The following is a 23,626-nucleotide window of genomic DNA, read 5'->3' on the forward strand; positions in this document are numbered from 1 at the left end:
AATATACAATAAGTGTAGAAACAGAAAGGGAATTTTCTATCCTTATACCAGTATTATTTTGACCCAAAACTCCGAAGATGTATCCAACTTGAATATCCTTCATCCTGCGGGTTCTTTTCTAATGCCTCTTTTTCGTCCAAGTATTTTTTCGTGGTCATACCATAGAGTTTACGGTCTTTACCTATCGGACAAACCTTTATGCATACTCCGCAAGGATAATGATAATCATCTTTGAGAGTTTTATGATATGCTGCACATTTGTACTTGTCCATGTCGGCAATCAGATTGCCTGTTGTTGTAAATGCCGAAGTCGGGCAACATTTATTGCATAATTCGCATTTTATGCAAAGCTCCTCCGTCAGCATATTGTCCGGCTCTATCTCTGCATCCGTCAATATAGAAACGAGTCTTACTCTCGGACCAAATTCTTTAGTCAGTAGTGTGTGATTGTAGCCGATTGTTCCAAGCCCCGCATACTTTCCTGCTAAAACATGTGAGAAAGCCGCTTCGGGCTTTTTTACCAATACGGATATATCGCCATAAGCATCGCGAGGAAAGAAAACAGCACGATGTCCTTTTCTGTTTAAAAGTGCCGAGAGCTGATAGGAGATGTCATCCAAGAGCCGATTTGTTGTGTTGTATAATTCTGAGTAAACGATAGAGGGAGTTGTGTCAAGTATGGGAATCATTATTTGCAACCCTAGTACAATAACAGTTTTGGAAAAGGGAAATATACTTTGTGGAAAATAAGATGGGGGAGTTTCGCCGTACTGTTCCCATCTGTCAACAGATGCGAAACCGATGATATCCACTCCCGATTGTTTTACTTTACGGATAATCTGTTGTTTGAGATTTGTATTTGTTTGCTTCTTTTCCATTCTCTTTCCTGTTTGATATTGTTTCTTTTATAGAATTGTCGTGTGTATGTATTGTTAAGCACGCTGATAGCGTAAGATATATCTGCCTGTGCTGGCAATTATCGAGTCGCTCAGTTTACCGAGAATGGCAAAAAGAACAATACAAGCAATGATTACATTGGCACGGCTTGTTTGCTGAGCATCATACATCAAAAATCCAAGTCCTTGTGATGCACCCATCAACTCAGCAGCTACAACAAACATCCATCCCAATCCCAATCCATTGCGCAATGCTGTAATCCATGTTGGAAAGACAGCCGGCATAATTATTCGGGTAATTTGCTGCTTTGCACTCAAAGAAAAGACTTCTCCCACTTCTATTAGTTTTTTATCTACCTGTTCAATTCCTGTTGACAATGTGAGGTACACTGGGAAAAATACACCTGTGGCGATAAGAATAATCTTGCTTTCTTCAAAAATACCAAACCACAGCAAAAACAAAGGAACCCATGCCATGGACGGGATATTTCGAAGCGATTGAAGAAGAGGGTCAAGCAGATTTCTTATTGTCTGCGAATAGCCCGTAATAGCTCCTGCGAGTGTTCCTGCTGTGGCTCCAATAAGGAAGCCGATTAGTACACGTAGTAGTGTAATGAGTACATGCCCCCACAATTCGCCGGTCATAGCCATCAGGTAAATTGTTTGAACGATTTCGAAAGGTGAAGGCAGCCAATCGGAGGGGATAAATCCTTTGAGTGAACTAATCTGCCAAAAGACAATGATAATTATCGGTAGAATCCAGCCCATATTAGTTGTTGTTTAAATATTTATCAAAATAAGTTGTATTGAATAATTCGGAGATAGCGTTATCGATATTTTTGTCCACATCAAGTAGATTTGCCTTTTGTAGAGCTTTTCCGGCTTTGGTTATATTTTCTTTTTGCTTTTCTGTTAACCGGTTATCACTAAGCCCTGTTCTTTGTAACATCAGGCTAGCAACCGGTATATCCAGTTTCGTTTCTTTAGCTATAAGCTCTAAATATTCATCGGGGTGATCAATAGCCCATTGCCGCCCTTTTTCATAAACAGCAAGTACTCTGGTTACAAGTTGAGGGTGTTTTTCTCCAAATTCTTTGCGAACACTGATTACATTGTATGAGTTAAAGTCGACATTTCGATAAAGGAATTTACCTTGTCGGCTGTATTCCACTTGTGCCATTAATGGGTCTAACCCTGCCCATGCATCCACACGATGGCGTATCAATTCGTTTTTGCCATCCGGATGTTGCAGTGTAACAACTTTTATATCCTCTAATGATAATCCTGCTTCGGACAGTGTACGCACCAAAAATACATAGGGATCTGTTCCCGGTGTTGCTGCAATTGTTTTTCCTTTCAATTCTTTGATTTCTGTAATTTTGCTGTCTGATGGAATAACAAGAGCTGTCCATTCGGGCGTTGAACTCACATACACAGTTTCGATAGGGTTTCCGTTTATAAAGCTCACTAATGCAGCCACTCCTGCTGAAGAGCCTATATCGATACTCTTGCTTCGGAGCAGTTCCATTGATTTATTACTCCCCTGGCTGAATACCCATCGTACAGATATATTGTCTTTTTTTAATTCCTCTTCGAGAAATCCTTGATTTTTTAAGACTAGGCTTATAGGGCTCCAGTTAGCATAATCGAGAATAATTTCTGTTATCTTTTCTTCCGTAGTATTCCCTTTTTGTTTTTTGCTTGGTAGGGCAATGAGTACAATTAAGGCTATAAAAACCACTGCTCCGGCGTAAATGAAATTCTTTTGTTTCTTGTCCATATTTATGAGTGCGTTATGCTTGTTTTAATTGTAGGTCAGTAGTTTTTCATGATTAAATGCTATATTCAATTTCTTGTTTCGGTGGGGTAAAGAATTCATTGTAAATATGTTTTCTGATTTCTACAAAAGCCGATTCATTTCGATTCCTCGGATGATAGAGATGTACAGGTATAATTTTGTGAATTTTGCCGGGGCGTGGAGTCATTACGATAACGCGGTCTGCCAGGAAAATGGCTTCTTCAATATCATGGGTGACCAAAATAGTCGTTGTTTTGTCTTTCTCGTGAATTTTAAGCAACTCTTCCTGCAATGTAACTTTAGTCATTGCATCAAGAGCGCCAAAGGGTTCGTCAAGCAATAGTATTTCGGGGTGATTTATTAATGCTCTGGCGATTGCACATCGCTGAGCCATTCCGCCGGATAGCTGTTGAGGATATGCTCTCGAGAAGTTTGTTAAACCTACAAGGGTTAATAGCTCATCTATTTTTTTTGAATTTTTTTCATGCTTATTTTTACGCCCGAAACTTATATTCTCTTCAACAGTCAGCCAGGGAAAAAGGCGTGATTCTTGGAAAACAAAACCGCGGTCACGTCCGGGTGCGTGAATATCTGATCCATTAATTTGTGCTTTACCAACATAATCCTGTATAAATCCTGAAACAATTCTTAAAAAGGTCGATTTTCCACAACCCGAACCGCCGACAATAGCTACAAATTCGCCTTCATAGATTTCTAAATTAATATCGGAAAGTACAGAAATTTCCACACCCTTCACCTGATAGGTTTTCGATAGGCTTTTTATGGATAATTTGACTGATTGCTTTTCTTTTGGATTCGCAAGATATTGTTCGTTCATAGTTGATAGACGTTGAGTAATTAAATTAATATTTGTGTTTTTATCTGATGAATGGTTGAAAGCTAAATGTGTTAATAACCTATATATTTATTTTGTTTTGATAGACAATAGCCATCATCATTGATAGTTAATGTGGTGCAAAGTTAGGGTTTGCTAATAACAGCGAAATACCATATATATGGCATTTTTATACCTTACTTTTGATATTATAAGGTAATGGGATGCTGTGCCTATACTCTTTCGCCCCCTGCTAAAAATAAAACTACGATTTGTAATCAGTGATGAAACCTAAAAGTCATGTAAAAAACGATTTCAATCTATTTTTCTAATTACCGTTTTTTTTGTTTTTGTCTGCTCTGATAGGAATATCATTTTTTATTATTCGACAGACACTTCTGTCTTTTCAGCATCGCTTTTTATATTATTTTTATCCGAATTTGCTGATAGAAATAAGGTGAGTGCTCCATCACTCGTAATATTATGAGTTGTGCCAAAGCTATCCAACAAAGCAAAGATTGTAATCATTAATGCGATACCTGCATCGTCTATTCCCAGAACTGCATGAATTAATCCAAGAGAAGTAATTAGAGTTCCGCCCGGCAATCCCGGAGCTGCTATGGCGAAAATTCCCAGTAGCGGGATAAAGATGAGCATCTTGCTCAAGTCGGGCATTGTTCCGTATAACAATTGAGAAACTGCTAAAGAAAGGAAAACAACATCAAGAATAGACCCGGGGAAATGTATGTTTCCAAAAAGCGGAATCGCAAAATCTCTTACATCACTCTTCAATACAGGTATTTTCTTGGTCTGTTCGATAGCAACCCCTAAACTTGCCGCAGATGATTGTGTTCCTAACGCGGTTAGTATCACCGGTCCGTAATATTTAAGTACCTGCCATGGATTAACCTTGGCATATAATCCGGCCGAAACATAAAGAATGGTCATCCATAATATATGGCATAATATAGTTATAAGTAAAATTGCCAGGAAGATAGGTAATCTTGATGCTAAGGCTCCCTCATAAGCCAATATCGAGAAATTAGCAGCTATGAAAAAAGGAAGTATGGGGATCAGTATTTTTTTTACCATAACGAAAACCAGATCCTGAAATTCATATAATGCCCCCTCTATTTTATCTGATTTTACCCAGATGATAGATAAGCCCAGAAGAAAAGCAAAGACTAAAGCGCTCAATACGGACATCAAAGGGGGAATGTCTAATTGGAACAAAATATCAGGTAGTTTTTGTGTAGTATCTGTAGTCGGGCTGATATTCAACAAAGGTATCATCTTATATCCGACTAAAGCTGCTAATGATGCACTCCCGATACATGAGCCATATGCTAACAACAATGAACGTCCTAATAATTTCGACGCATTTTTCTTCAATCGGGTTATTGCCGGAGTGATAAACCCGAAAATCAGAAGTGGAATAAGAAAAAATATAACTTGGCTCAGTATATGTTTCAATGGAAGTATTACTGATATGATAGTTTGATTGGCTACAAGACCTATGACTATTCCGCCAATAACACCAAGAAGCAGCTTTACTGTAGTATTCGATAAAATTCTTTTCATAAGAGACTAAAATTGAGGTCTCAGACCTTTTATTTTTTAATTCTGTAATCGAGTGCCGGCTTTCTATCGTCTAGCAAATCAATATAATTGAAATTGCCGAAGCAGCGTTTTGCCAGCTATTTTTATCCTACAAAATTAAGATTCGCATTCTCCCTAAGAAATACCATATATATGGTATTTTAATCGCATATTTTAGCTAGTGCTAATCTTGACTATCTATTATGTTATAGACTGAGTTATTATCTTATTATTTTTGTGTTTACTTCTTTTCGTATTGGATGTTGAGATATCCGGATTTCGGCGATTTGTAAATAGTTATTATAGCTCTCACTTTTTTTGAATAAGATATCATACACTCTGAAATGTTTAAGATAGTATAAAGAGATGTTTTTTTTCAGAATCAGTTATTTTGTGTGATATCTAAAGTTGTGCAAATTTATTATATACAAAAAAAAGGATGACTTCTTTTAGAAATCATCCTTCTCTTATATGAAAATAATATTACTTCACTTCTTCAAAATCAACATCGGTCACATCTCCGTCATTGTTTGGTTGTGCGCCTCCTTGATTTGGGTTAGCTTGTTGATTTGGATCAGCTGCCCCACCTGTTGCATTGTACATTTCTTGGCTCAAAGCTTGAAATAATGTATTTAATTCAGCCATTGCTGTATCCAATGCAGGGATATCTTGTGCTTTGTGAGCATCTTTTACTTTGTTCAAAGCAGCTTCGATAGGAGCTTTTTTGTCAGCAGGAATCTTATCTCCAAGTTCAGCTAATTGTTTTTCTGTTTGGAAAATCAATGTATCAGCTTGATTCATCTTGTCGATTCTTTCTTTTTCTTTTTGATCTGATTCTGCATTAGCCGCAGCTTCGTCCTTCATTCTTTGGATTTCAGCATCGCTTAATCCCGAAGAAGCTTCGATACGGATAGATTGCTCTTTTCCGGTTGCTTTGTCTTTCGCTGATACTTTCAAGATACCATTTGCGTCAATATCGAAAGTTACTTCGATTTGAGGTACACCACGTTGTGCTGGTGGCAGACCGTCAAGGTTGAATACCCCGATTTGTTTGTTGTCTTTAGCTAACGGACGTTCTCCTTGCAATACATTGATTTGTACTGATGGCTGATTGTCTGCTGCTGTAGAGAATGTTTCGCTCTTACGAGTTGGGATAGTTGTGTTAGACTCGATTAATTTAGTCATTACACCACCCATTGTTTCGATACCTAACGAAAGTGGAGTTACATCAAGTAACAATACATCTTTTACATCTCCTGTTAATACACCGCCTTGGATAGCTGCACCTACTGCAACCACTTCATCGGGGTTAACACCTTTTGATGGAGCTTTTCCGAAGAATTTTTCTACTTCAGCTTGTACAGCAGGAATACGAGTCGATCCACCTACTAGAATAACTTCATCGATGTCTGAAGTTGAATATCCTGCATCTTGAAGAGATTTGCGACATGGTTCGATACATGCACGAATCAAGCTGTCGGCCAATTGTTCGAATTTAGCACGAGTCAATGTTTTAACCAAGTGTTTTGGCATTCCATTAACAGGCATAATGTATGGTAAATTGATCTCAGTAGATGTTGCACTCGAAAGTTCGATTTTGGCTTTTTCAGCAGCCTCTTTCAAACGTTGAAGAGCCATAGCGTCTTTGCGTAAATCAAGACCTTCATCTTTTAAAAATTCTTCAGCTAACCAGTCGATAATAACTTGGTCAAAATCGTCACCACCTAAGTGAGTATCTCCATTAGTCGATTTCACTTCAAAAACACCATCACCTAATTCTAGGATCGAAATATCGAATGTACCACCTCCAAGGTCAAATACAGCGATTTTCATTTCGTGTTTTTTATCCAAGCCATAAGCAAGAGCAGCAGCAGTAGGTTCGTTTACGATACGTTGAACTTTAAGACCTGCAATTTCTCCGGCTTCTTTAGTTGCCTGACGTTGTGCATCGTTAAAGTAAGCTGGTACAGTAATAACTGCATCTGTAACTTCTTGACCTAAATAATCTTCGGCAGTTTTCTTCATTTTTTGAAGAATCATAGCCGATATTTCTTGAGGAGTATAAAGACGACCGTCAATATCTACACGAGGTGTATTGTTGTCTCCTTTTACTACTTGATATGGTACACGGTGTACTTCACCGGCTACCTGATCCCAAGTTTCTCCCATAAATCTTTTGATAGAGAAGATGGTTTTCTCAGGGTTTGTGATAGCTTGACGTTTAGCGGGATCTCCTACTTTACGTTCTCCACCTTCGATGAACGCAACAATAGAAGGTGTAGTTCTTTTTCCTTCGTTGTTAGCGATAACGATTGGTTCGTTACCTTCCAATACAGCAACACAAGAGTTTGTGGTACCTAAGTCTATTCCTATTATCTTTCCCATTTTTAAATTATATATTTATTGTTATTTTATTATTTCTTTACTTATAAGATGTCGTTTTGTGACGACACTAGAGGATAAACAAATGTTGTGCCAAAAAATGAGAAAGAACGAAGTGTGACAAAGTGACAGAATGTTTTTTTCTATTAGTAAAGCAAGTGTATGACCTAGTTTGGAGGTAGGTCAGAATGGAAAGAAGCATACATTGGAAAGGTTATATGCAATACTTATCTTATTCAATAAGGGTTGAATGGTTAAATGATAGTTAAATATGTTGTTTTAAAGTGTTGTTTGTCAGTATTACTAACAGGTATGTATGTTAGGAACTAGCTTGTAAGAGAATTTTTGTATATATACATTTGCCCACACAATGATAAACAAAATCAAACATTATGACAACAGAAATAAATAAAGCGAAAATGTATCGTTTTGTAGAATTTATAAATACTGCAGACGAGAGACTTTCAAAGGAGTTGATTTCGGAGGATGCTATATTTTATGCACCAACAAGTCCTGATCTTATAAAAGGACCGGCAGGTTATATTTCAATTATTGAATTGATGCGTAGCGGTTTTCCTGATGTTCAATGGTTATTGGAAGAGATGGTTGCGGAGGGAAATACTGTTGCTGCGCGTTTTGTTTTGGAAGGAACGCATCAAGGGGTGTTTTTTGGAATAGCACCCACGGGAAAAAAGATCAAAGTTCAGGCATTGAATTTCTATTATTTCTTGAATGGTAAAATCATTAAGGAATATGGACAGCCTGATTTGCTCGGTTTATTGCATCAGATAGGAGCAACTTCTGTATAGGATTAATAAAAAAAGGTTGTGTCAAACGTATTGACACAACCTTTTTTTCTATTTAAAACTTTAGGGTCTTGTGACCTTATTTTTTAGGAGAGGCCGCATGTCTTGCATTCAGCATCTCAATAACTTTGTTCGTGATATTATATTTTTCTTTAGCATAAAGAACATTATCTAAACCTGAATTGCTAAAGATGATATGATAATTAGCTGTCTTGTTAAATTCTTTTATGCAAAGTCTTACAGAATCTGCCAACTGATTGTTAACTCTGATTTGTTCCATAGTCAATTCATTATCTAAACGACCTGCGGTTTGTTCAAGTTCCGCTCCCAGTTTTTGGATGCGTGCAGCTTCTTGTTCGGCACGTTCTTGACTAAGAAATGCGTTATTTTGGTATTTACGTTGAAACTCTTGTTGTTCGCTAACCAATTGTTTTTGTTTTTGATTGATGGAAGCTCTCGAAGCTTCAGTTTTTTTCATAAGTGCATCACTTGCTTCTTTAGCATATTGGTAGTTTGTTAAAACACTATCAATATTTACATAAGCAATAGGTAAAGTTACAGTAGTGTCATTTTCAAATTTAAGAGATGTTACATTCTCTGAATTTGTTTTGGTCTTAAAGAATAGAATAAAAAGTATTATGATAGCAACAGCTAAAATACCATTTATTACAAGAGAAAGATTTTTCATATAAATAACTTAATGTTGATGACTAAAATATAATGTTACTAGTATCTATTATTATTTTGTTCCGCAAAAATAGAATCAAATTTTAAATTTCTATCATTTTATTCCACAATAAATGAAATTAAGACCTAAAAATCTTTATTGCAGCACAAAAACTGTTTTTTATTCGAAGCACAAAGATAGACCTAATAGTTGGAGATGGTATTCAGACTAACTATAAAAGATGTGAAAAAGTTTGTGTATGCTTGTGTATTTCTCTACTTTTATAGTAATAAATAAGGTGTATTACATGAAAGATTTAATAAATTAGATAGTATGACAATAAATGATCTGAAACCCCATATTGTTTGGAAATATTTTCATGAACTGACTCAGGTTCCAAGACCTTCTAAAAAAGAAGAGAAAGTAATAGCCTATTTGCTTGACTTTGCAAAAATACATAACCTTGAAGTTAGAAAGGATGATGTAGGCAATGTGCTCATTACCAAACCTGCAACTAAAGGAAAAGAAAAACTTCCTACTGTTATTCTTCAAGGACACGTTGACATGGTGTGTGAAAAGAATAGTGGAACGGTACACGACTTTGATAATGACCCTATTGAAACGTATGTGGATGGAGATTGGCTAAAGGCTAAAGGTACAACCTTAGGTGCAGATAATGGCGTGGGGGTAGCAGCTGCGTTAGCTATACTTGCTTCGGACGATATAGAGCATGGAAGGTTGGAGTGTCTGTTTACTGTAGATGAAGAAACTGGTCTTACTGGAGCTTATGCTTTGGGGCAAGATTTTCTGACAGGAGATATTCTGATCAATCTTGATACTGAGGAAGAAGGCGAGCTTTACATTGGTTGTGCCGGAGGAAAAGGTACAAATGCCACTTTTAAATATACAGAATGCGAAACTCCAATGAATCAGTTCTGGTTTAAGTTGGATGTCAAAGGATTGAACGGAGGTCACTCGGGTGCAGAAATACATAAGGGACTTGGCAATGCTAATAAGATATTGAACCGTTTCTTGTGGACTATCTCCCGTAAGATGGAAGTGCGTCTAGCTACTATTTCGGGCGGAAACTTACACAACGCAATTGCACGTGAGGCTTCGGCTGTGGTAGGTGTTCCTGTTGGAGATAAAGATAGAGTAGTAGCATTATTGAATGTATTTATTGCTGAAATCGAAGACGAATTGAAAGTGGTAGATCCTAATGTTCAGATTCAGATTGAGTCTACCGACGAGCCTCAAACTGTAATAGATGAGAAAACTACTTGTGGCTTATTAAACTCTATTTGTGTATGCCCTCATGGGGTTTTGGCTATGAGTCACGATGTGCCGGGTCTGGTTGAAGCATCTACAAATCTGGCCTCAGTGAAAATGAAAGAGAATAATACAATTGTAATTGGTACCAGCCAACGTAGTTCTACAGAATCTCTGAAAAATTATGCTGCCAATATGGTGAATGCCGCCTTTACTTTAGGAGGTGCAAAAGTGGAACATAGCGAAGGATATCCGGGATGGAAACCTAATCCCGATTCTCAGATTTTAAAAGTAGCACAAGAATCATTTAAAAGACTATATGGTAAAGATCCCGAGGTAAAAGCTATTCATGCCGGTTTGGAGTGTGGTTTGTTCCTTCAGAAATATCCTCATTTGGATATGGTTTCCTGTGGTCCTACCATTACTGATGCTCACTCTCCTGCCGAGCAGGTAAATATTCCATCGGTAGATAAGTGGTGGAGGCTGTTGCTTGATGTATTGAAAAATATTCCTGAAAAGAAATAAGGGGTCGTAAGCTTTACGGTCAACAAATAATAAAAGGTCTGAGACCTTCAATATATGTAATAAGATATAGGACAAGGTAAACTTTGTCCTATATTTGTCTATTATAGAAATAAAAAATTAAAATGTTATGGGAAAAATGAAAGTAGAAATATGGTCGGATATAGCTTGTCCGTATTGTTATATAGGAAAACGTAAATTTGAAAATGCTTTGGCTAAATTTCCTCATGCAGATGAGATCGAATTAGTATGGCACAGTTATGAGTTGAATCCCGATTTACCTAAAAAGCCATTCGGAAAATCGTATTATGAATATTTTGCCGGTATACATCATTCAACAGTGGAGGAGGCAAAAGCCGATTTGCAGGAATTGGTCGATCTGGCAAAAGAAGTTGGCTTGGATTACCATTTCGAAAAACTAGTGGTTGCCAATACTTCGGATGCTTTAAGGTTGATCAAGTTGGCTAAAAAACATAAACTGGCTGATGAGGCAGAAGAAGTTCTCTTTAAAGCTTATTTTGTAGATGGTGAAGATATTAGTGATAAAGCTACTTTGGTGCGTCTCGGAACGGGTATTGGTTTGCCTGAAGACGACATAATGGCTTTGTTGAATGGAGATGAGTTTATTATAGATATTGAAGCTGATATCAGATTCAGTGAAGATGAATTGGATCTCGAATATATTCCTTTTTACTTGTTTAATGGCAGAGACATCATACAAGGTTCCTTAGCTGACGAAGAGTATGCGGAGGTCTTGAACAAATCGTATGACTTCTGGAAACAAAATGGAGCTTCTAAAGGTGGAGGTGGTGACAGACACAAAGGTCGTGCTTGCTCTCCCGATGGAACATGTAGTATTTAATTTGAGACTATTGATATAGAATATGAAGTTAGTTGTTTATATCATAGCGCTCATTACATCACTCTCCTTGTTTTTTGCATGTAGTAACGATGATAATTTTTCGAATAGTAGCAGCCTTCGATTGTCTTTTTCTACCGATACCTTGCGTTTCGATACTGTTTTTACGACAATTGGTACAGCTACCAAGCGTTTGAAAATTTACAATCGAAATAAAGATGCACTAAACATTAACTCTATTGAATTGATGAATGCGGCAAATACCGGATTCAGAATGAATGTAGATGGTGTAAGTGGTAACAAAATAAGTAATGTAGATATTTTAGGGAAAGACAGTATTTATATATTCGTAGAGGTAACAGTTGATCCGCTGAATCAAAATAAACCGATGCTTGTAGATGATTCCATCCGCTTTCAATTCAATGGAGTGACCCAGTATGTACGTCTCGAAGCCATAGGCCAGGATGTAATTCTCTGGCGAGGGAAGACTATAAATGCGGATACTACGCTTACTTCCGAAAAACCATTTCTTGTATTTGACGGATTGACTATATCGAAAGGAGCAACTTTAAATATTCAGAAAAATGTGCAGATGTTTTTCCACAGTGGAGCAAAAGTGTTAATTAACGGTCGCATAGATGCTGTTGGTACAATTGCCGAGCCGGTTGTATTTAGAGGTGATCGCTTGGATAATTTATATCAGTCGGGTAATGTGCCTTTTGATCGAGTTCCTGGACAATGGGGTGGGATAGAAGTTGCAGCCGATAGTTACGACAATAATTTTGAGAATGTAAGAATACGTAATGGTATTTATGGTATATTTTTCCATGATTCAGACCCTACAAAGCAGAAGGCTACATTTATGAATACAGTTATCCAGAATTCGAGTAAGGAAGTTCTTTGGGCTGTCAATTGTAAAATAACCGCAAAGAATACTTTGTTAGCCAATTCGGGCGGATACACAGTTCGATTGTTAGGTGGTAGTTACGATTTTCTACAATGCACCATTGCTAATTATATGGATGCCAACTGGGGATTTTTACCTCGTAGGAATGCTATGTTATTATCCAATACGGGTTCGAATGTTGTCGAAAAGCAGGTAAGCTATCCTTTGATAAATACTTCCTTTACAAATACTATAATTGCAGGAAGAGGAAACAGCGAACTTGAACTGAAAAAAAATAATGAGCTTGGCTTCAACTATTCTTTTTTGAATTGCTTGATAAAAAATAAAGGAACGGATGACACTGTTTTTGTAAATACAGTATGGAATGTCGATCCGGCTTTCAAGTATATATATTCGTTTGAGTCGGCTGGCGGAAATACAAGCCTGTATTACTTTTATAACTTCAGATTATCCGAAAATTCGCCGGCTATACATAAAGGTTCGCGTCAGGCGGCAGTCTCCCTTCCATTTGATTTGGTTGGTGTTTCACGTCGTAGTGACGAAGGTCCTGATATAGGTTGCTTCGAATGGGAAAAATAATAGATACTGTAAGGGGCGAATAATTTTCGTCCCTTACGTTTTTTTGTAATTGAAAGTATTTAATGATATACCCCCTGCTTTGAAGGCTTAGTATATATCTTCCTGTACCAATTCTATAAATAATTCAGCAAGTTTATCTGTTACAGCTTCGGCATATTTCCGACCCTTTTCGGCAGTTGATTTATGAGGATTACCAATACCTGTATCTTGTGAAACTTTAGACCAATTGCGTGGAGTCCATGCAATACCTTCCCGAAGAGTTTTTGCTTTAAATGGTGTGTAAGTTCCATTGCCCGCTACCGTTAAATTAACCAGATCGGGGCGGTAATGCATCAATACCGAAGTTTCCAGTTCGTCCGCATGATCTCCCGGCTCATCAAAATAATCTTTAGTAGGAATTACCTTAAACCAGTCTGCAGCCACAATCAAAAAGTCAGGATAATCTACTGCTAGATCACGGATCATATTCTTGAAGTTATTCCCACCATGTCCGTTTATGATTATCAGCTTATTTATTTTTTGTCTGTAAAGCGATGCCACTATGTCTGACAATATTGCCTTTTGAGTTTCGTAACTTGCATGTAGGCAGAAAGGTAAATTCAATTGTCCCGGGTTTTGTGATCCAAAAGGAACTGGCGGTAATATCATTCCTAGAATATCAGTTTGTTCGTATGCTTTCTTTACACCATCGAAAGCTGTATCGTGTGCCAGATAACAATCGGTTAAGTAAGGCAAATGATAATTGTGGGGTTCGGTAGCCCCCCATGGCAAAACAGCATAATCGTATTTTAGGTCTTGGGTATCGTTATACGAAGCTGATAATATGTCTAATTTATTCATAGCGAAAAGTGGTTTAATAATAAAGTTTTAATCTGTTCATGCAATTGTAAGTAAATCGAATTATAATTTTGATTATAATTCCGGCAATGAAGTTACAGCTATTTAACGAGTAATCAACCATGCAATATATTTTTATACCCTCACAAGATCCATATATTCTATTCAGTTAATTATGTCAATCAGTAGTTGGGATTATATGTTCAATTAAATTGTCTTTTACTACGCGCAATCACAGATTGCTTGTATTCCTTTTGCCCAAATCCGCAAAAGGAATCAAAAAGGCTTTGTGCGGCGTGGCTCACCTGTCTGACTAAAGCATGCAGGCTAAACTAAACCTACTGCCTTTCGGCACGTTTAGTTTTACGCCCGCTTCGCTTATCAGCCAACGGCTGCACCACTGATGCACTGGGGCTGACGCCTGCAAATGGCTTTGTCCGTCAGGCTTCTCGACCTTGGCGTTTGCACGGGGTACCCGCAGGATGAAGAAAGCGTTAAGAAACAAAAGGATATCAATAGTAAACGTTTTTCTTTTGTTTTAGCTTTCGAGACCGTAGCGGGTCGGGCAAAAGGCACAGTCTTGATCTTTTGTTTCGTTTTGCATCAAGGCAAAATGAAAAACAAACCCAAAGGGTGCGTTAGAATAATTGAACATTAAACATAACAAATCAACTACTTATTCGAGTAAAAGACAGTTTTCTTCTCCCTTGCATATATTTTCTTTAAAATTTAAGAAATCTCTTGATATTTATGCATAACTTATTGACTTTCGCTATTAAAATAAACTTTAAATGTGTATTTTTGTAAAATTCGAAAATCTTTATATTTTTAGATAAGAAAGGCATGGATACTGAGAAGCAGCATTTGTTGGACAATCGTTATTTGCGTATGGCGATGATTTGGGCCGAAAATTCCTATTGTAAAAGACGCAAAGTGGGTGCTCTTATTGTAAAAGATAAAATGATAATTTCTGATGGATATAATGGAACACCGTCCGGATTCGAGAATATTTGCGAAGATGAAAATTATTTGACAAAACCTTATGTCTTACATGCCGAAGCTAATGCTATTACTAAGGTTGCCCGTTCGCATAACAGTAGTATGGGAGCTACGATGTATGTTACAACATCGCCTTGCATGGAGTGTTCGAAACTTATCATACAGTCGGGAATAAAAAGAGTGGTATATAGTGATAAATATCATAATATGGATGGTTGCGAGCTTCTCGAAAGAGCCGGTATCGAAACCATTTTTATAGATTTGACAGAATAAACAAAAATAAACTATAAGTACTAAATATAACATGTCGAAGACAGAACCGACTGTTGTATTTGTACTTTCAAACTAATAAAAAGGCCTGAAGCCTTAATATCAACACATATAATTTTTGATTTCAATGAGATCAACATCTAGTAGTAAGAGATACTTTGTTTGGTTACCCTTGTGGATTGCTTTTGGTATTGTAATTGGCATTATTATTGGCAACGGGTTTTCAATATTCACATCACAGAAAACTATTTTTAGTGGAGGTAATAAATTTGATGCAGTACTTCAATACATCAATGAAGCATATGTAGATACCGTGAATACCGATGAATTGGTTGAAAAAGCTATTCCCGGCTTGATAGCCGAGCTTGATCCACATTCGGCATATTTTACCGCAAAAGATATGGAACTGATGGGCGATGATCTCGAAGGCCATTTTAGTGGCATCGGTGTTCAGTTCGTTTTACGTAACGACACCATAATGGTGGTAAGTGTTATCACCGGAGGACCTTCTCAGGCAGCAGGTATTCGTCCCGGCGACCGAATTGTATATGTTAACGATAGTCTGTATGCCGGTAAGGATATGACTAACGAAAAAGTAATGAGGAGCTTAAGAGGAGCAGAAGGTACGGATGTGAAATTGGGTATCGTACGATTAGGTAATGCTAAGCCCATAGATATTACTGTCAGACGTGGCGATATACCTGTTAATACAGTAGATATATCTTATCAGCCCGTCGAAAAAGTAGGATATATAAAAATCAGTAAATTCGGTGGAACTACTACTCAGGAGTTTATTTCGGCTATATCGAAACTTAAAAAACAAGGAAGCGAATCATTTATTATAGACTTGCGTCAAAATACAGGGGGTTACCTCAATGCTGCTATCGATATGGTAAATGAATATCTGGATAAGGGTGAACTAATTGTTTATACTCAAGGTAGAGCCTTTAAACGTGAAGATGCTATTGCCAACGGTTCGGGTACATCCAAAAAAGATCAGTTGATTGTATTGATGGACGAAGGCAGTGCTTCGGCCAGTGAGGTCTTTGCCGGAGCCATTCAGGATAACGACAGAGGATTGATAGTTGGCCGCCGTTCATTTGGTAAAGGCTTGGTTCAGCAACAACAAAAATTTACAGACGGATCGGCTCTAAGGTTGACTATTGCACGCTATTATACACCTGCAGGACGTTCGATTCAAAAACCCTATGAGCTAGGAAAATCGAAAGATTATAATGACGATTTAATGAATCGCTACTTACGAGGCGAATTTGATTCACAAGATAGTATCAAGCAAGAAAACGAACCTGTGTTCCATACTTTAGGAGGTCGTTTAGTGCATGGAAACGGAGGCATAATGCCCGATGTGTTTATTCCCAGAGATACCGTAGGAGTTAATTCTTATTACATATCGGTGATGAATAACGGTTTAGTGTACGAATATGCATTTATGTATACCGATAAAAACCGTCAGCGTCTTGAGAAATTTACCAACTGGAAAGATATGGATGCTTACTTGTCGTATCAGCCTTTGGTTGCGAACCTTATCAGCTTAGCCGATACTAAGGGTATTCGTTACAGGCCTTATTTGGTAGCAGAATGCCGTAACTTATTGACTCTACAATTGAAAGCGAATATTATCCGTAATTTCTTTGGAGACGAAGGCTATTACTCGATGATTCTTCAGGATGATATTGTTCTGAAAAAAGCGATAGAGCTTATACAGGAAAAGAAAGCATATCCGGCTGCTATAAAAGCACAGGCATATAAAAAAATAAGTTACCAGTTAACTCCATCCAATATCCCTGATTGGAGGGAAACTTTTCCTTCTCTTTGGTGGGGGTGATGGTGCTATAACCTACTTTTAACTTGTAAATTAAGAAATATTGAATTCGAAACTAGATTCCGCTAAGGATAAATTAAGAAAAGAAATTGCTGCAGAGAAGCGTCAATATACATCAGAACAATTACTTCAGATGTCGGATGAAGTATTCTCTGTACTCGAAATAACAGGGATGTTCAGAGATGCATCTACCATATTTATATACAATGCGATGGCAGATGAGGTATCAACACAAGCTTTCATCGAAAAGTGGAAATCGGAGAAAACTTTCTACCTGCCTGTTGTTAAAGATGAGCATCTGGTCTTTCGTAAATTAGAAAATAATACCTCTTTCGAAAAATCGAAAATAGGAGTTGATGAACCCATTGGCGATGATTTCACAAACTTCTCGAAAGTGGATTTGATAATTGTTCCCGGAACGGCTTTTGATCGGAAATGCAATCGGGTGGGGCGTGGTAAAGGATATTATGATCGTTTTTTGACAAATATAAAGGCTCCTAAAGTTGGTGTTTGTTTCGACTTTCAATTAAAAGATCAAATACCAGCCGATGAAAGAGATATAAAGATGGATATGATTGTAGGCGAAAATGAATTGATTTGGTAAGCCATTACTATTCATTCTAATTTGTGACTCTCAAGGTCTCGTGTCTATTTATTATCCATCCGAGTACAATAACGATTGATCGTTATAACCTTAAAATGCAGCATTAAATACTTTTTGTTACTTTAAAAAATCTGATAAAATGAAACGTATAAGAACTTATCAGGCAGGTTTACTTTCTTTAAGTCTGCTGTTGAGTGGGATGTTTTCATCCTGCACTAATGATGATCCCCCCAAACCTTATGGAGTATTGCCTTCTGCAGATCAGCTCGAATGGCAAAAAATGGAATATTACATGTTTATTCATTTCGGACCCAATACATTTACCGATGTAGAGTGGGGAAATGGAAAAGAAGATCCAAAAGTATTTAACCCTACTGACGTTGATTGCCGCCAATGGGCAGCGACAGCTAAAGCAGCGGGTATGAAAGGTATAATTCTCACCGCTAAACATCACGATGGATTTTGTTTGTGGCCCAGCGAATATAGTACACATACCGTGCGTGAGAGTTTGTGGAAAGATGGAAAAGGCGATTTGTTGAAAGAATTGTCGGAAGCCTGTAAAGAGTATGGTCTTAAATTCGGAGTTTACCTCTCGCCGTGGGATCAAAACCATCCTGCATACGGAACACCCGAGTATAATCAGATTTTCGCAAATACTTTAACCGAAGTTTTGTCGAACTACGGTCCTATATTCGAACAATGGTTTGATGGTGCTAATGGTGAGCATGAAGGCGGAAAAAAGCAGGTTTATGATTGGAAAATGTTTCATGATATAGTATATAAAAATCAACCTCATGCAATAATATTCAGTGATGTAGGTCCCGGCTGCCGTTGGATGGGTAACGAACGAGGTGTTGCAGGCGAAACCAATTGGTCACGCTTGAATATCGAAGGTTTCGGACCCGGAAAAGCTGCTCCGCCTACAGATACACTTAATATCGGAAATGTACATGGTGCTGCATGGGTGCCTGCCGAAACAGACGTATCGATACGTCCGGGATGGTTTTTCAGCCCCTCTACAAATGATAAAGTAAAAAGTATCGATCAGCTAATGGATATATATTATACATCAGTTGGACGGAACTCTAATTTATTACTGAATGTCCCACCGGATAGAAGAGGGCGTATACATGCCAATGACTCTACCCGTTTGATGGAATTTCATAAAGAGATAGAATCTATCTTTAGTAACGATCTATCAAAAGGAGCAACTGTAAAAGCGTCTAAGACCAGAGCTAATTCGTCTAAATACGCTGCTTCGAACTTATTGGACGATAATTATGATAGTTATTGGACTACAGACGATGATGTTCTTACAGCTTCATTAGAAATAGATCTCGGACAAGCAAAATCGTTTAACAGATTAGTGCTTCAAGAATATATTCCACTGGGACAACGTGTGGCAAAATTCAATGTTGAATACTTGAATGGCGATAAATGGGAAGAGGTTGCTCAGGCTACCACTATAGGTTATAAACGTATATTGAGGTTTCCTACTATTACGACCCAAAAGTTGAGAATCAATATTCAAAGTTCGCTGGCATGCCCGATATTAAACAAGGTCGGATTATTTGCCGCTCCTGAAAAGCTGTCATCTCCTGTTGTTATGAGGAATAAAGAAGGAGTTGTTTCTATTGCATGTGCCACCCCTGAGCCTGTTATTTATTACACAACAGATGGCAGTGAGCCTACAACTTCATCTAAAGTGTATAAAGGAGAGTTTAAGTTGTCTGAAGGCGGTACTGTAAAAGCTCTTGCAACCATAGATAAGGGAAAGAACCAGAGCGAAGTTGTATCTGTTGTATATGATATTGCACCCGTTCTGTGGTCGGTTGTATCGCCTGTAGCAGATAATCTGTCGTTTATAGTGGATGGTAACCCCAACTCTTATGTGGCAGTTAAAGATAATACACCTGTTGTTATAGACTTAGGCAGTAAACTAAACCTTAAAGGGTTTTCTTACGATCCATTGAAAAGCGAGACTGCTAACAATGTTTATAAGTATAATTTATATACTAGCTTGGACGGTAAGACTTGGACTAAGGTGCAAAGTAATGCTGCGTTCAATAACATAAAGAATAATCCTATAAAGCAAAATGTGTTGTTTGATAAAGCGGTAGAAGCGAAGTTTTTGAAGTTTGAACCTTTGCAGACGACAGCTTCATCGAAAGATTATATTGTAGCCGAATTAGGTGTTATAACTAAATAAGATTATTTATAATCTCAATAAAAAAACAGGCAAGTCATTAAATGACTTGCCTGTTTTTTTATTGCTAAAGGTTTTATCGTTTTTTATGTCTTACTTTGCTTTCTCAAAATCTTCTTGTAGACGTTTTACATCATCCGGATTTGTTGCTTCCATCTTTATAGCCTTAGCGTCTTTTGCAACTATTACAAGCGATTTGTATTTTGGATGTTTAAATACCAACTCTTGATCGCCTCTTGCCATAATAGCATATTCGCCATTGGCATTCGAAAGAGATTTGGGGTTAGTGCCTTGTATGGCGATTGTAACACCTTCGATAGGTTTGTCATCCGCAGTATTTACAATTTTACCATTTATGAGTACTTCTTTTTCCTGCTGCTTTGTCTTTTTTATGTCTTTTGAATCATAAATGTAAAATGATACAACACATAATAAAACCAATATTATACCTAATTTAGATTTCATGATTATCGTTTTATTTGTTATTTAATTTTTAAAGAAACGGATTAACCTTTTTTACTTGCTCAAAGTTACTCACTGTTAATACAAATTGATATTCGAAGATACATCATTTTTTTTATTTCTTAAAACAGCCGGTTCTATCTTTGCACTTATTCCATTTATACGTCACTCTTAATACAATTTTAGGGTCAATGATTCGGGCAAATGAGCAGTAAGATGTTTTTATTAGATTGTTCAGCTTTTCGGGTGTTTTAAACTGTTAGCATTTCAAGTGATTTTATTTTTACTTCCATGTTTTCGTATTTCTAAAATAAGTATGCCATGTTATTGTTTGGTTATATTGAGGTACTGTAATTGCTTTTTATATAATACAATAGCTTCATTGTTTCTTTTATTAGAATTGATAATAAGGTTGTTTGTTAACATCTGAGTAGTACTTTTTTAGAGTATATAATAAGGCTGTAAAAGCTATTGTAAGTAAGGCTTTTGATGTTTTTCATTGTTGTCTGTTTTTAGATTTAACATTTTTTACTCATTTTATTTTTGATATTTTTAATTTTTGCCTCCAATTCGTCTAGATCCTAGTAGATAAAAGGAATTTCAATAAATGTGTCTATCTGACCCTGTGGTCAATTGTTACATTGTATTCTCTTATTTATAGAGAATGTGTCAGCAAAAATTCCATAAAAAGAACATTTTTTTTTTATATCGTTGCACACTTTTATAAAATCATGTAGCTTTGCCCGCTATATAAAACAGCGAAAATTGAGATTTTTCAAACAAAATAGAGAACGGTCTGTAGATTATACAGATGAGGAACTGTTAGGGCAATATCGAGAGACTGGGGATTCCGAGTATTTTGGTCAGCTTTATAACAGGTATATTCCGTTGGTATATGGTCTCTGTTTGAAATATTTGCAAAACGAAGATCAATCTCAAGATGCAGTGATGGAAATATTCGAAAATTTACTTCCCCGAGTTGGCACTTACGAAATTAAAGTTTTTAAAACATGGCTATATAGTGTAGTCCGAAATCACTGTTTTCATCTGTTAAAGGAAAATAAAAAAGAAATAATTGTAGATTTTGATTCCACGGTTATGGAATCTGACACAATTTTAACTCTATTAAGTGAAGACGTGGAAAAAGAGCAGGAAGATGCATTAAATTATTGCATGGCGAAGCTCTCCGAACCACAACGAATATCGATAAATAAGTTTTTCTATGAAGAAATGTCTTATGCCGATATTGTTGCACTAACAGGATATGATCTGAAAAGCGTAAAAAGCTACATTCAAAATGGTAAACGTAATTTGAAATTGTGTATAGAAAGCAGACTGAACAATGAAGTTTCTTGATTACATACAAGGAGTCCGTAGAGGGAAAGGCGCTCATCGTATAGAACACGAAGCGATGAATGATCCTTTTTTGTCTGCTGCTATCGAAGGATATGATTCTGTCGAAGGGAATCATGCTGCTCGAATAGCACGCATGCAGGCATCTATACTTGCCCGTACTACTTTGCATGATACAAGGTCAGGAGCATGGAAAATAGCTGTTGCAGCTGTTGCCGTCATTGCTTTGCTTAGTGGATACTTTGCTCTTATGAATCATGAGTCATCAATGGCTCTTGCTCATGAGACCGAAAATTCATATATAAATCTATATGCTCCCGAAGTATATATAGAACAAAAAAGACTGGAGCTTACTGCAATGATGGAAAATGATCCATCACAAGATGCATCCGTAGAATCGGTTGTTCCTATTTCAAATCTCGATGATGTAATCAAGCCGGTAGAAGTACTTCCCTTATATTTACCAGGAACTTATGCTGATCTTAAGAAAGAAGAATCGCAAGAAATGTCTACTTCTACAGAAGATAATAAGAAAATATTTATTGCCGATGCTTCATCCTCTATTCTCGCAGAAGCTAAAGTTCCCGTAACTCAATCGGGAAACACTAAAGCACAGCAAATGCCAGAAAAGTTAAAAGATGCATGGACTACCAAAGAAGTAACTGAAGTAACCCGAAGCAGAATAGTTGAGGTAAATAAAAGCACAGGAAAAGGTAAGAATGAACGTGTTATGGAGATGGCTGTTGCTGAAGAACCAACAAGGTCTACAGTAAAAGAAACAGAGGCGAAAGCAATGCCAAAAGTTGATAGTCATGAAGCTCGTTTATTAGCTGAACAAGCCGGATTTGATAAAATTGAAGTGGTTGGTGCTGACGAATTGGGAGGAAATGCCCTTGAGTTGAATGAGGTAGAAACCTCTACCCGAAAAGTATCACGCGAATCTTTTTACAGACCTAAGGCAAAATCGAATTCATTTGCTTCAGGATCAACTCAACGAACTGAACCCGAGCCACTAATCGGCAAAAAAGAATATAAGAAATATTTGCAAAATAATATGGTTCGTCCACAAGATGATGATTGTAAAAATGTAAAAGGTAAAGTTGTTTTGCAATTATCCGTTGATAAAGATGGTAATCCTACCAATATTATTGTAACAAAAGGTCTCTGCCGATCGTTGGATAGAGAAGCTGTTCGCCTTGTGAAAAGCGGTCCGAAGTGGAAATACGGAACTTTGCGTGCAAATGTTGAAGTACAATTTTAGATAAATACTTATCTTTGCTATCTAAACATTCTTCCTTTAGATAAATGGCAAAAAAAAACTTCTATGTAGTATGGAACGGCGTTATTCCGGGAGTGTATAACTCATGGGATGAATGTAAGGCTCAGGTTTCGGGCTACGATGGAGCAATCTATAAATCATTTCCTTCGTTAGAACAAGCAAAGAAGGCTTTCGATGAAAGCCCTTGGTTGTATGTTGGTAAACAAGCAAAAAAAGAATCACCCAAGAAATTACTTTCTAATCCCGCTATAATAAAAGATAGCCTGGCGGTAGATGCTGCTTGCAGCGGTAATCCGGGCTTAATGGAATATAGAGGAGTCTATGTGTTAACCGGTGAGCAAGTTTTTCATCAGGGGCCCTATGAACAGGGAACCAACAATATCGGAGAGTTCTTGGCTTTGGTGCATGGATTAGCTTTGTTGAAACAAAAAAAACTGGCTATGCCTCTTTATTCAGATAGTGCGAATGCCATTAAATGGGTAAAAGACAAAAAGTGTAAAACAAAACTGGAGAAAACATCTGTGAATCTATCTTTGTTTTATATGATAGAGCGAGCCGAAAATTGGTTAAAGGAAAATACCTATACCACTAAAATTATAAAATGGGAAACCTCGGAATGGGGTGAAATTCCTGCTGACTTTGGTCGAAAATAAA

General features: G+C 37.2%; 20 protein-coding genes. 11 read left to right on the plus strand and 9 right to left on the minus strand.

Annotated features, from left to right (window positions below; genetic code table 11):
* Positions 1-53 precede the first annotated feature (53 nt).
* The 6 genes from G7050_RS13175 to dnaK all read right to left on the minus strand — a co-directional run bounded on the left by G7050_RS13175 (position 54) and on the right by dnaK (position 7,513).
* On the minus strand, positions 54-878 hold the full coding sequence (locus G7050_RS13175; RefSeq protein ID WP_166116160.1) for an epoxyqueuosine reductase: 825 nt from the start codon (positions 876-878) through the stop codon (positions 54-56).
* A gap of 54 nt (positions 879-932) precedes the next feature.
* Positions 933-1,664 carry an ABC transporter permease gene (locus tag G7050_RS13180; RefSeq protein ID WP_166116163.1) on the minus strand — a complete coding sequence of 244 codons (732 nt, stop codon included), beginning with the start codon at positions 1,662-1,664 and terminating at the stop codon, positions 933-935.
* Between the two features lies 1 nt (position 1,665).
* Complete coding sequence (locus G7050_RS13185) at positions 1,666-2,676, minus strand: aliphatic sulfonate ABC transporter substrate-binding protein (RefSeq protein WP_166116165.1); 1,011 nt, start codon at positions 2,674-2,676, stop codon at positions 1,666-1,668.
* Positions 2,677-2,728: 52 nt separating this feature from the next.
* Entirely contained in the window at positions 2,729-3,532 is an 804-nt protein-coding gene (locus G7050_RS13190) for an ABC transporter ATP-binding protein (RefSeq protein ID WP_166116168.1), read from the minus strand.
* 378 nt (positions 3,533-3,910) lie between these two features.
* A complete protein-coding gene (locus G7050_RS13195) occupies positions 3,911-5,110 on the minus strand; it encodes a cation:dicarboxylate symporter family transporter (RefSeq protein WP_166116170.1) in 1,200 nt (399 codons plus the stop codon).
* Positions 5,111-5,611: 501 nt separating this feature from the next.
* Positions 5,612-7,513 carry a molecular chaperone DnaK gene (gene dnaK / locus G7050_RS13200; RefSeq protein ID WP_166116172.1) on the minus strand — a complete coding sequence of 634 codons (1,902 nt, stop codon included), beginning with the start codon at positions 7,511-7,513 and terminating at the stop codon, positions 5,612-5,614.
* Between the two features lie 389 nt (positions 7,514-7,902).
* Here dnaK and G7050_RS13205 point away from each other — a divergent pair, with 389 nt between their 5' ends.
* Positions 7,903-8,319, plus strand: coding sequence for an ester cyclase (locus G7050_RS13205; protein WP_166116175.1), 417 nt, complete (start codon positions 7,903-7,905; stop codon positions 8,317-8,319).
* Between the two features lie 76 nt (positions 8,320-8,395).
* On the opposite strand, the gene G7050_RS13210 is transcribed toward G7050_RS13205, so the two are convergent.
* Entirely contained in the window at positions 8,396-9,004 is a 609-nt protein-coding gene (locus G7050_RS13210; RefSeq protein WP_166116177.1) for an OmpH family outer membrane protein, read from the minus strand.
* 312 nt (positions 9,005-9,316) lie between these two features.
* Between G7050_RS13210 and G7050_RS13215 the strand changes: the two genes are divergently transcribed.
* The 3 genes from G7050_RS13215 to G7050_RS13225 all read left to right on the plus strand — a co-directional run bounded on the left by G7050_RS13215 (position 9,317) and on the right by G7050_RS13225 (position 13,119).
* A complete protein-coding gene (locus G7050_RS13215) occupies positions 9,317-10,777 on the plus strand; it encodes an aminoacyl-histidine dipeptidase (protein ID WP_166116180.1) in 1,461 nt (486 codons plus the stop codon).
* 127 nt (positions 10,778-10,904) lie between these two features.
* Positions 10,905-11,636, plus strand: coding sequence for a DsbA family protein (locus tag G7050_RS13220; protein ID WP_166116182.1), 732 nt, complete (start codon positions 10,905-10,907; stop codon positions 11,634-11,636).
* A 22-nt stretch (positions 11,637-11,658) separates the two neighbouring features.
* Positions 11,659-13,119, plus strand: a complete 1,461-nt coding sequence (locus G7050_RS13225; RefSeq protein ID WP_166116184.1) for a choice-of-anchor Q domain-containing protein — start codon at positions 11,659-11,661, stop codon at positions 13,117-13,119.
* A gap of 87 nt (positions 13,120-13,206) precedes the next feature.
* Here G7050_RS13225 and G7050_RS13230 read toward each other — a convergent pair whose 3' ends face one another.
* Complete coding sequence (locus G7050_RS13230; RefSeq protein WP_166116185.1) at positions 13,207-13,959, minus strand: creatininase family protein; 753 nt, start codon at positions 13,957-13,959, stop codon at positions 13,207-13,209.
* An 840-nt stretch (positions 13,960-14,799) separates the two neighbouring features.
* On the opposite strand from G7050_RS13230, the gene G7050_RS13235 reads away from it, so the two are divergent.
* The 4 genes from G7050_RS13235 (at position 14,800) to G7050_RS13250 (ending at position 19,881) form a co-directional block, all read left to right on the plus strand.
* Positions 14,800-15,228 carry a dCMP deaminase family protein gene (locus G7050_RS13235; protein WP_166116187.1) on the plus strand — a complete coding sequence of 143 codons (429 nt, stop codon included), beginning with the start codon at positions 14,800-14,802 and terminating at the stop codon, positions 15,226-15,228.
* A 124-nt stretch (positions 15,229-15,352) separates the two neighbouring features.
* Complete coding sequence (locus tag G7050_RS13240) at positions 15,353-17,071, plus strand: S41 family peptidase (protein WP_166116190.1); 1,719 nt, start codon at positions 15,353-15,355, stop codon at positions 17,069-17,071.
* 40 nt (positions 17,072-17,111) lie between these two features.
* Positions 17,112-17,672, plus strand: a complete 561-nt coding sequence (locus G7050_RS13245) for a 5-formyltetrahydrofolate cyclo-ligase (protein WP_166116192.1) — start codon at positions 17,112-17,114, stop codon at positions 17,670-17,672.
* A 139-nt stretch (positions 17,673-17,811) separates the two neighbouring features.
* Positions 17,812-19,881 carry an alpha-L-fucosidase gene (locus G7050_RS13250; RefSeq protein ID WP_166116194.1) on the plus strand — a complete coding sequence of 690 codons (2,070 nt, stop codon included), beginning with the start codon at positions 17,812-17,814 and terminating at the stop codon, positions 19,879-19,881.
* Between the two features lie 90 nt (positions 19,882-19,971).
* On the opposite strand, the gene G7050_RS13255 is transcribed toward G7050_RS13250, so the two are convergent.
* Positions 19,972-20,343: a carboxypeptidase-like regulatory domain-containing protein gene (locus tag G7050_RS13255; protein ID WP_166116196.1), complete on the minus strand. Its 372-nt coding sequence runs from the start codon at positions 20,341-20,343 to the stop codon at positions 19,972-19,974.
* A 762-nt stretch (positions 20,344-21,105) separates the two neighbouring features.
* Between G7050_RS13255 and G7050_RS13260 the strand changes: the two genes are divergently transcribed.
* From G7050_RS13260 to G7050_RS13270, 3 genes are read left to right on the plus strand one after another with little or no spacing between them, the layout of a single operon-like run.
* Positions 21,106-21,696, plus strand: coding sequence for an RNA polymerase sigma factor (locus G7050_RS13260; protein ID WP_166116198.1), 591 nt, complete (start codon positions 21,106-21,108; stop codon positions 21,694-21,696).
* Complete coding sequence (locus tag G7050_RS13265) at positions 21,683-22,954, plus strand: energy transducer TonB (RefSeq protein WP_166116200.1); 1,272 nt, start codon at positions 21,683-21,685, stop codon at positions 22,952-22,954. Before G7050_RS13260 ends, G7050_RS13265 begins: the two co-directional genes overlap by 14 nt.
* Positions 22,955-22,998: 44 nt before the next feature.
* Positions 22,999-23,625 (plus strand): viroplasmin family protein, encoded by a 627-nt coding sequence (locus tag G7050_RS13270; RefSeq protein WP_166116203.1) that lies wholly within the window; start codon positions 22,999-23,001, stop codon positions 23,623-23,625.
* Position 23,626 lies beyond the last annotated feature (1 nt).

The sequence above is a fragment of the Dysgonomonas sp. HDW5A genome, from assembly GCF_011299555.1.
Taxonomy (GTDB): domain Bacteria; phylum Bacteroidota; class Bacteroidia; order Bacteroidales; family Dysgonomonadaceae; genus Dysgonomonas_A.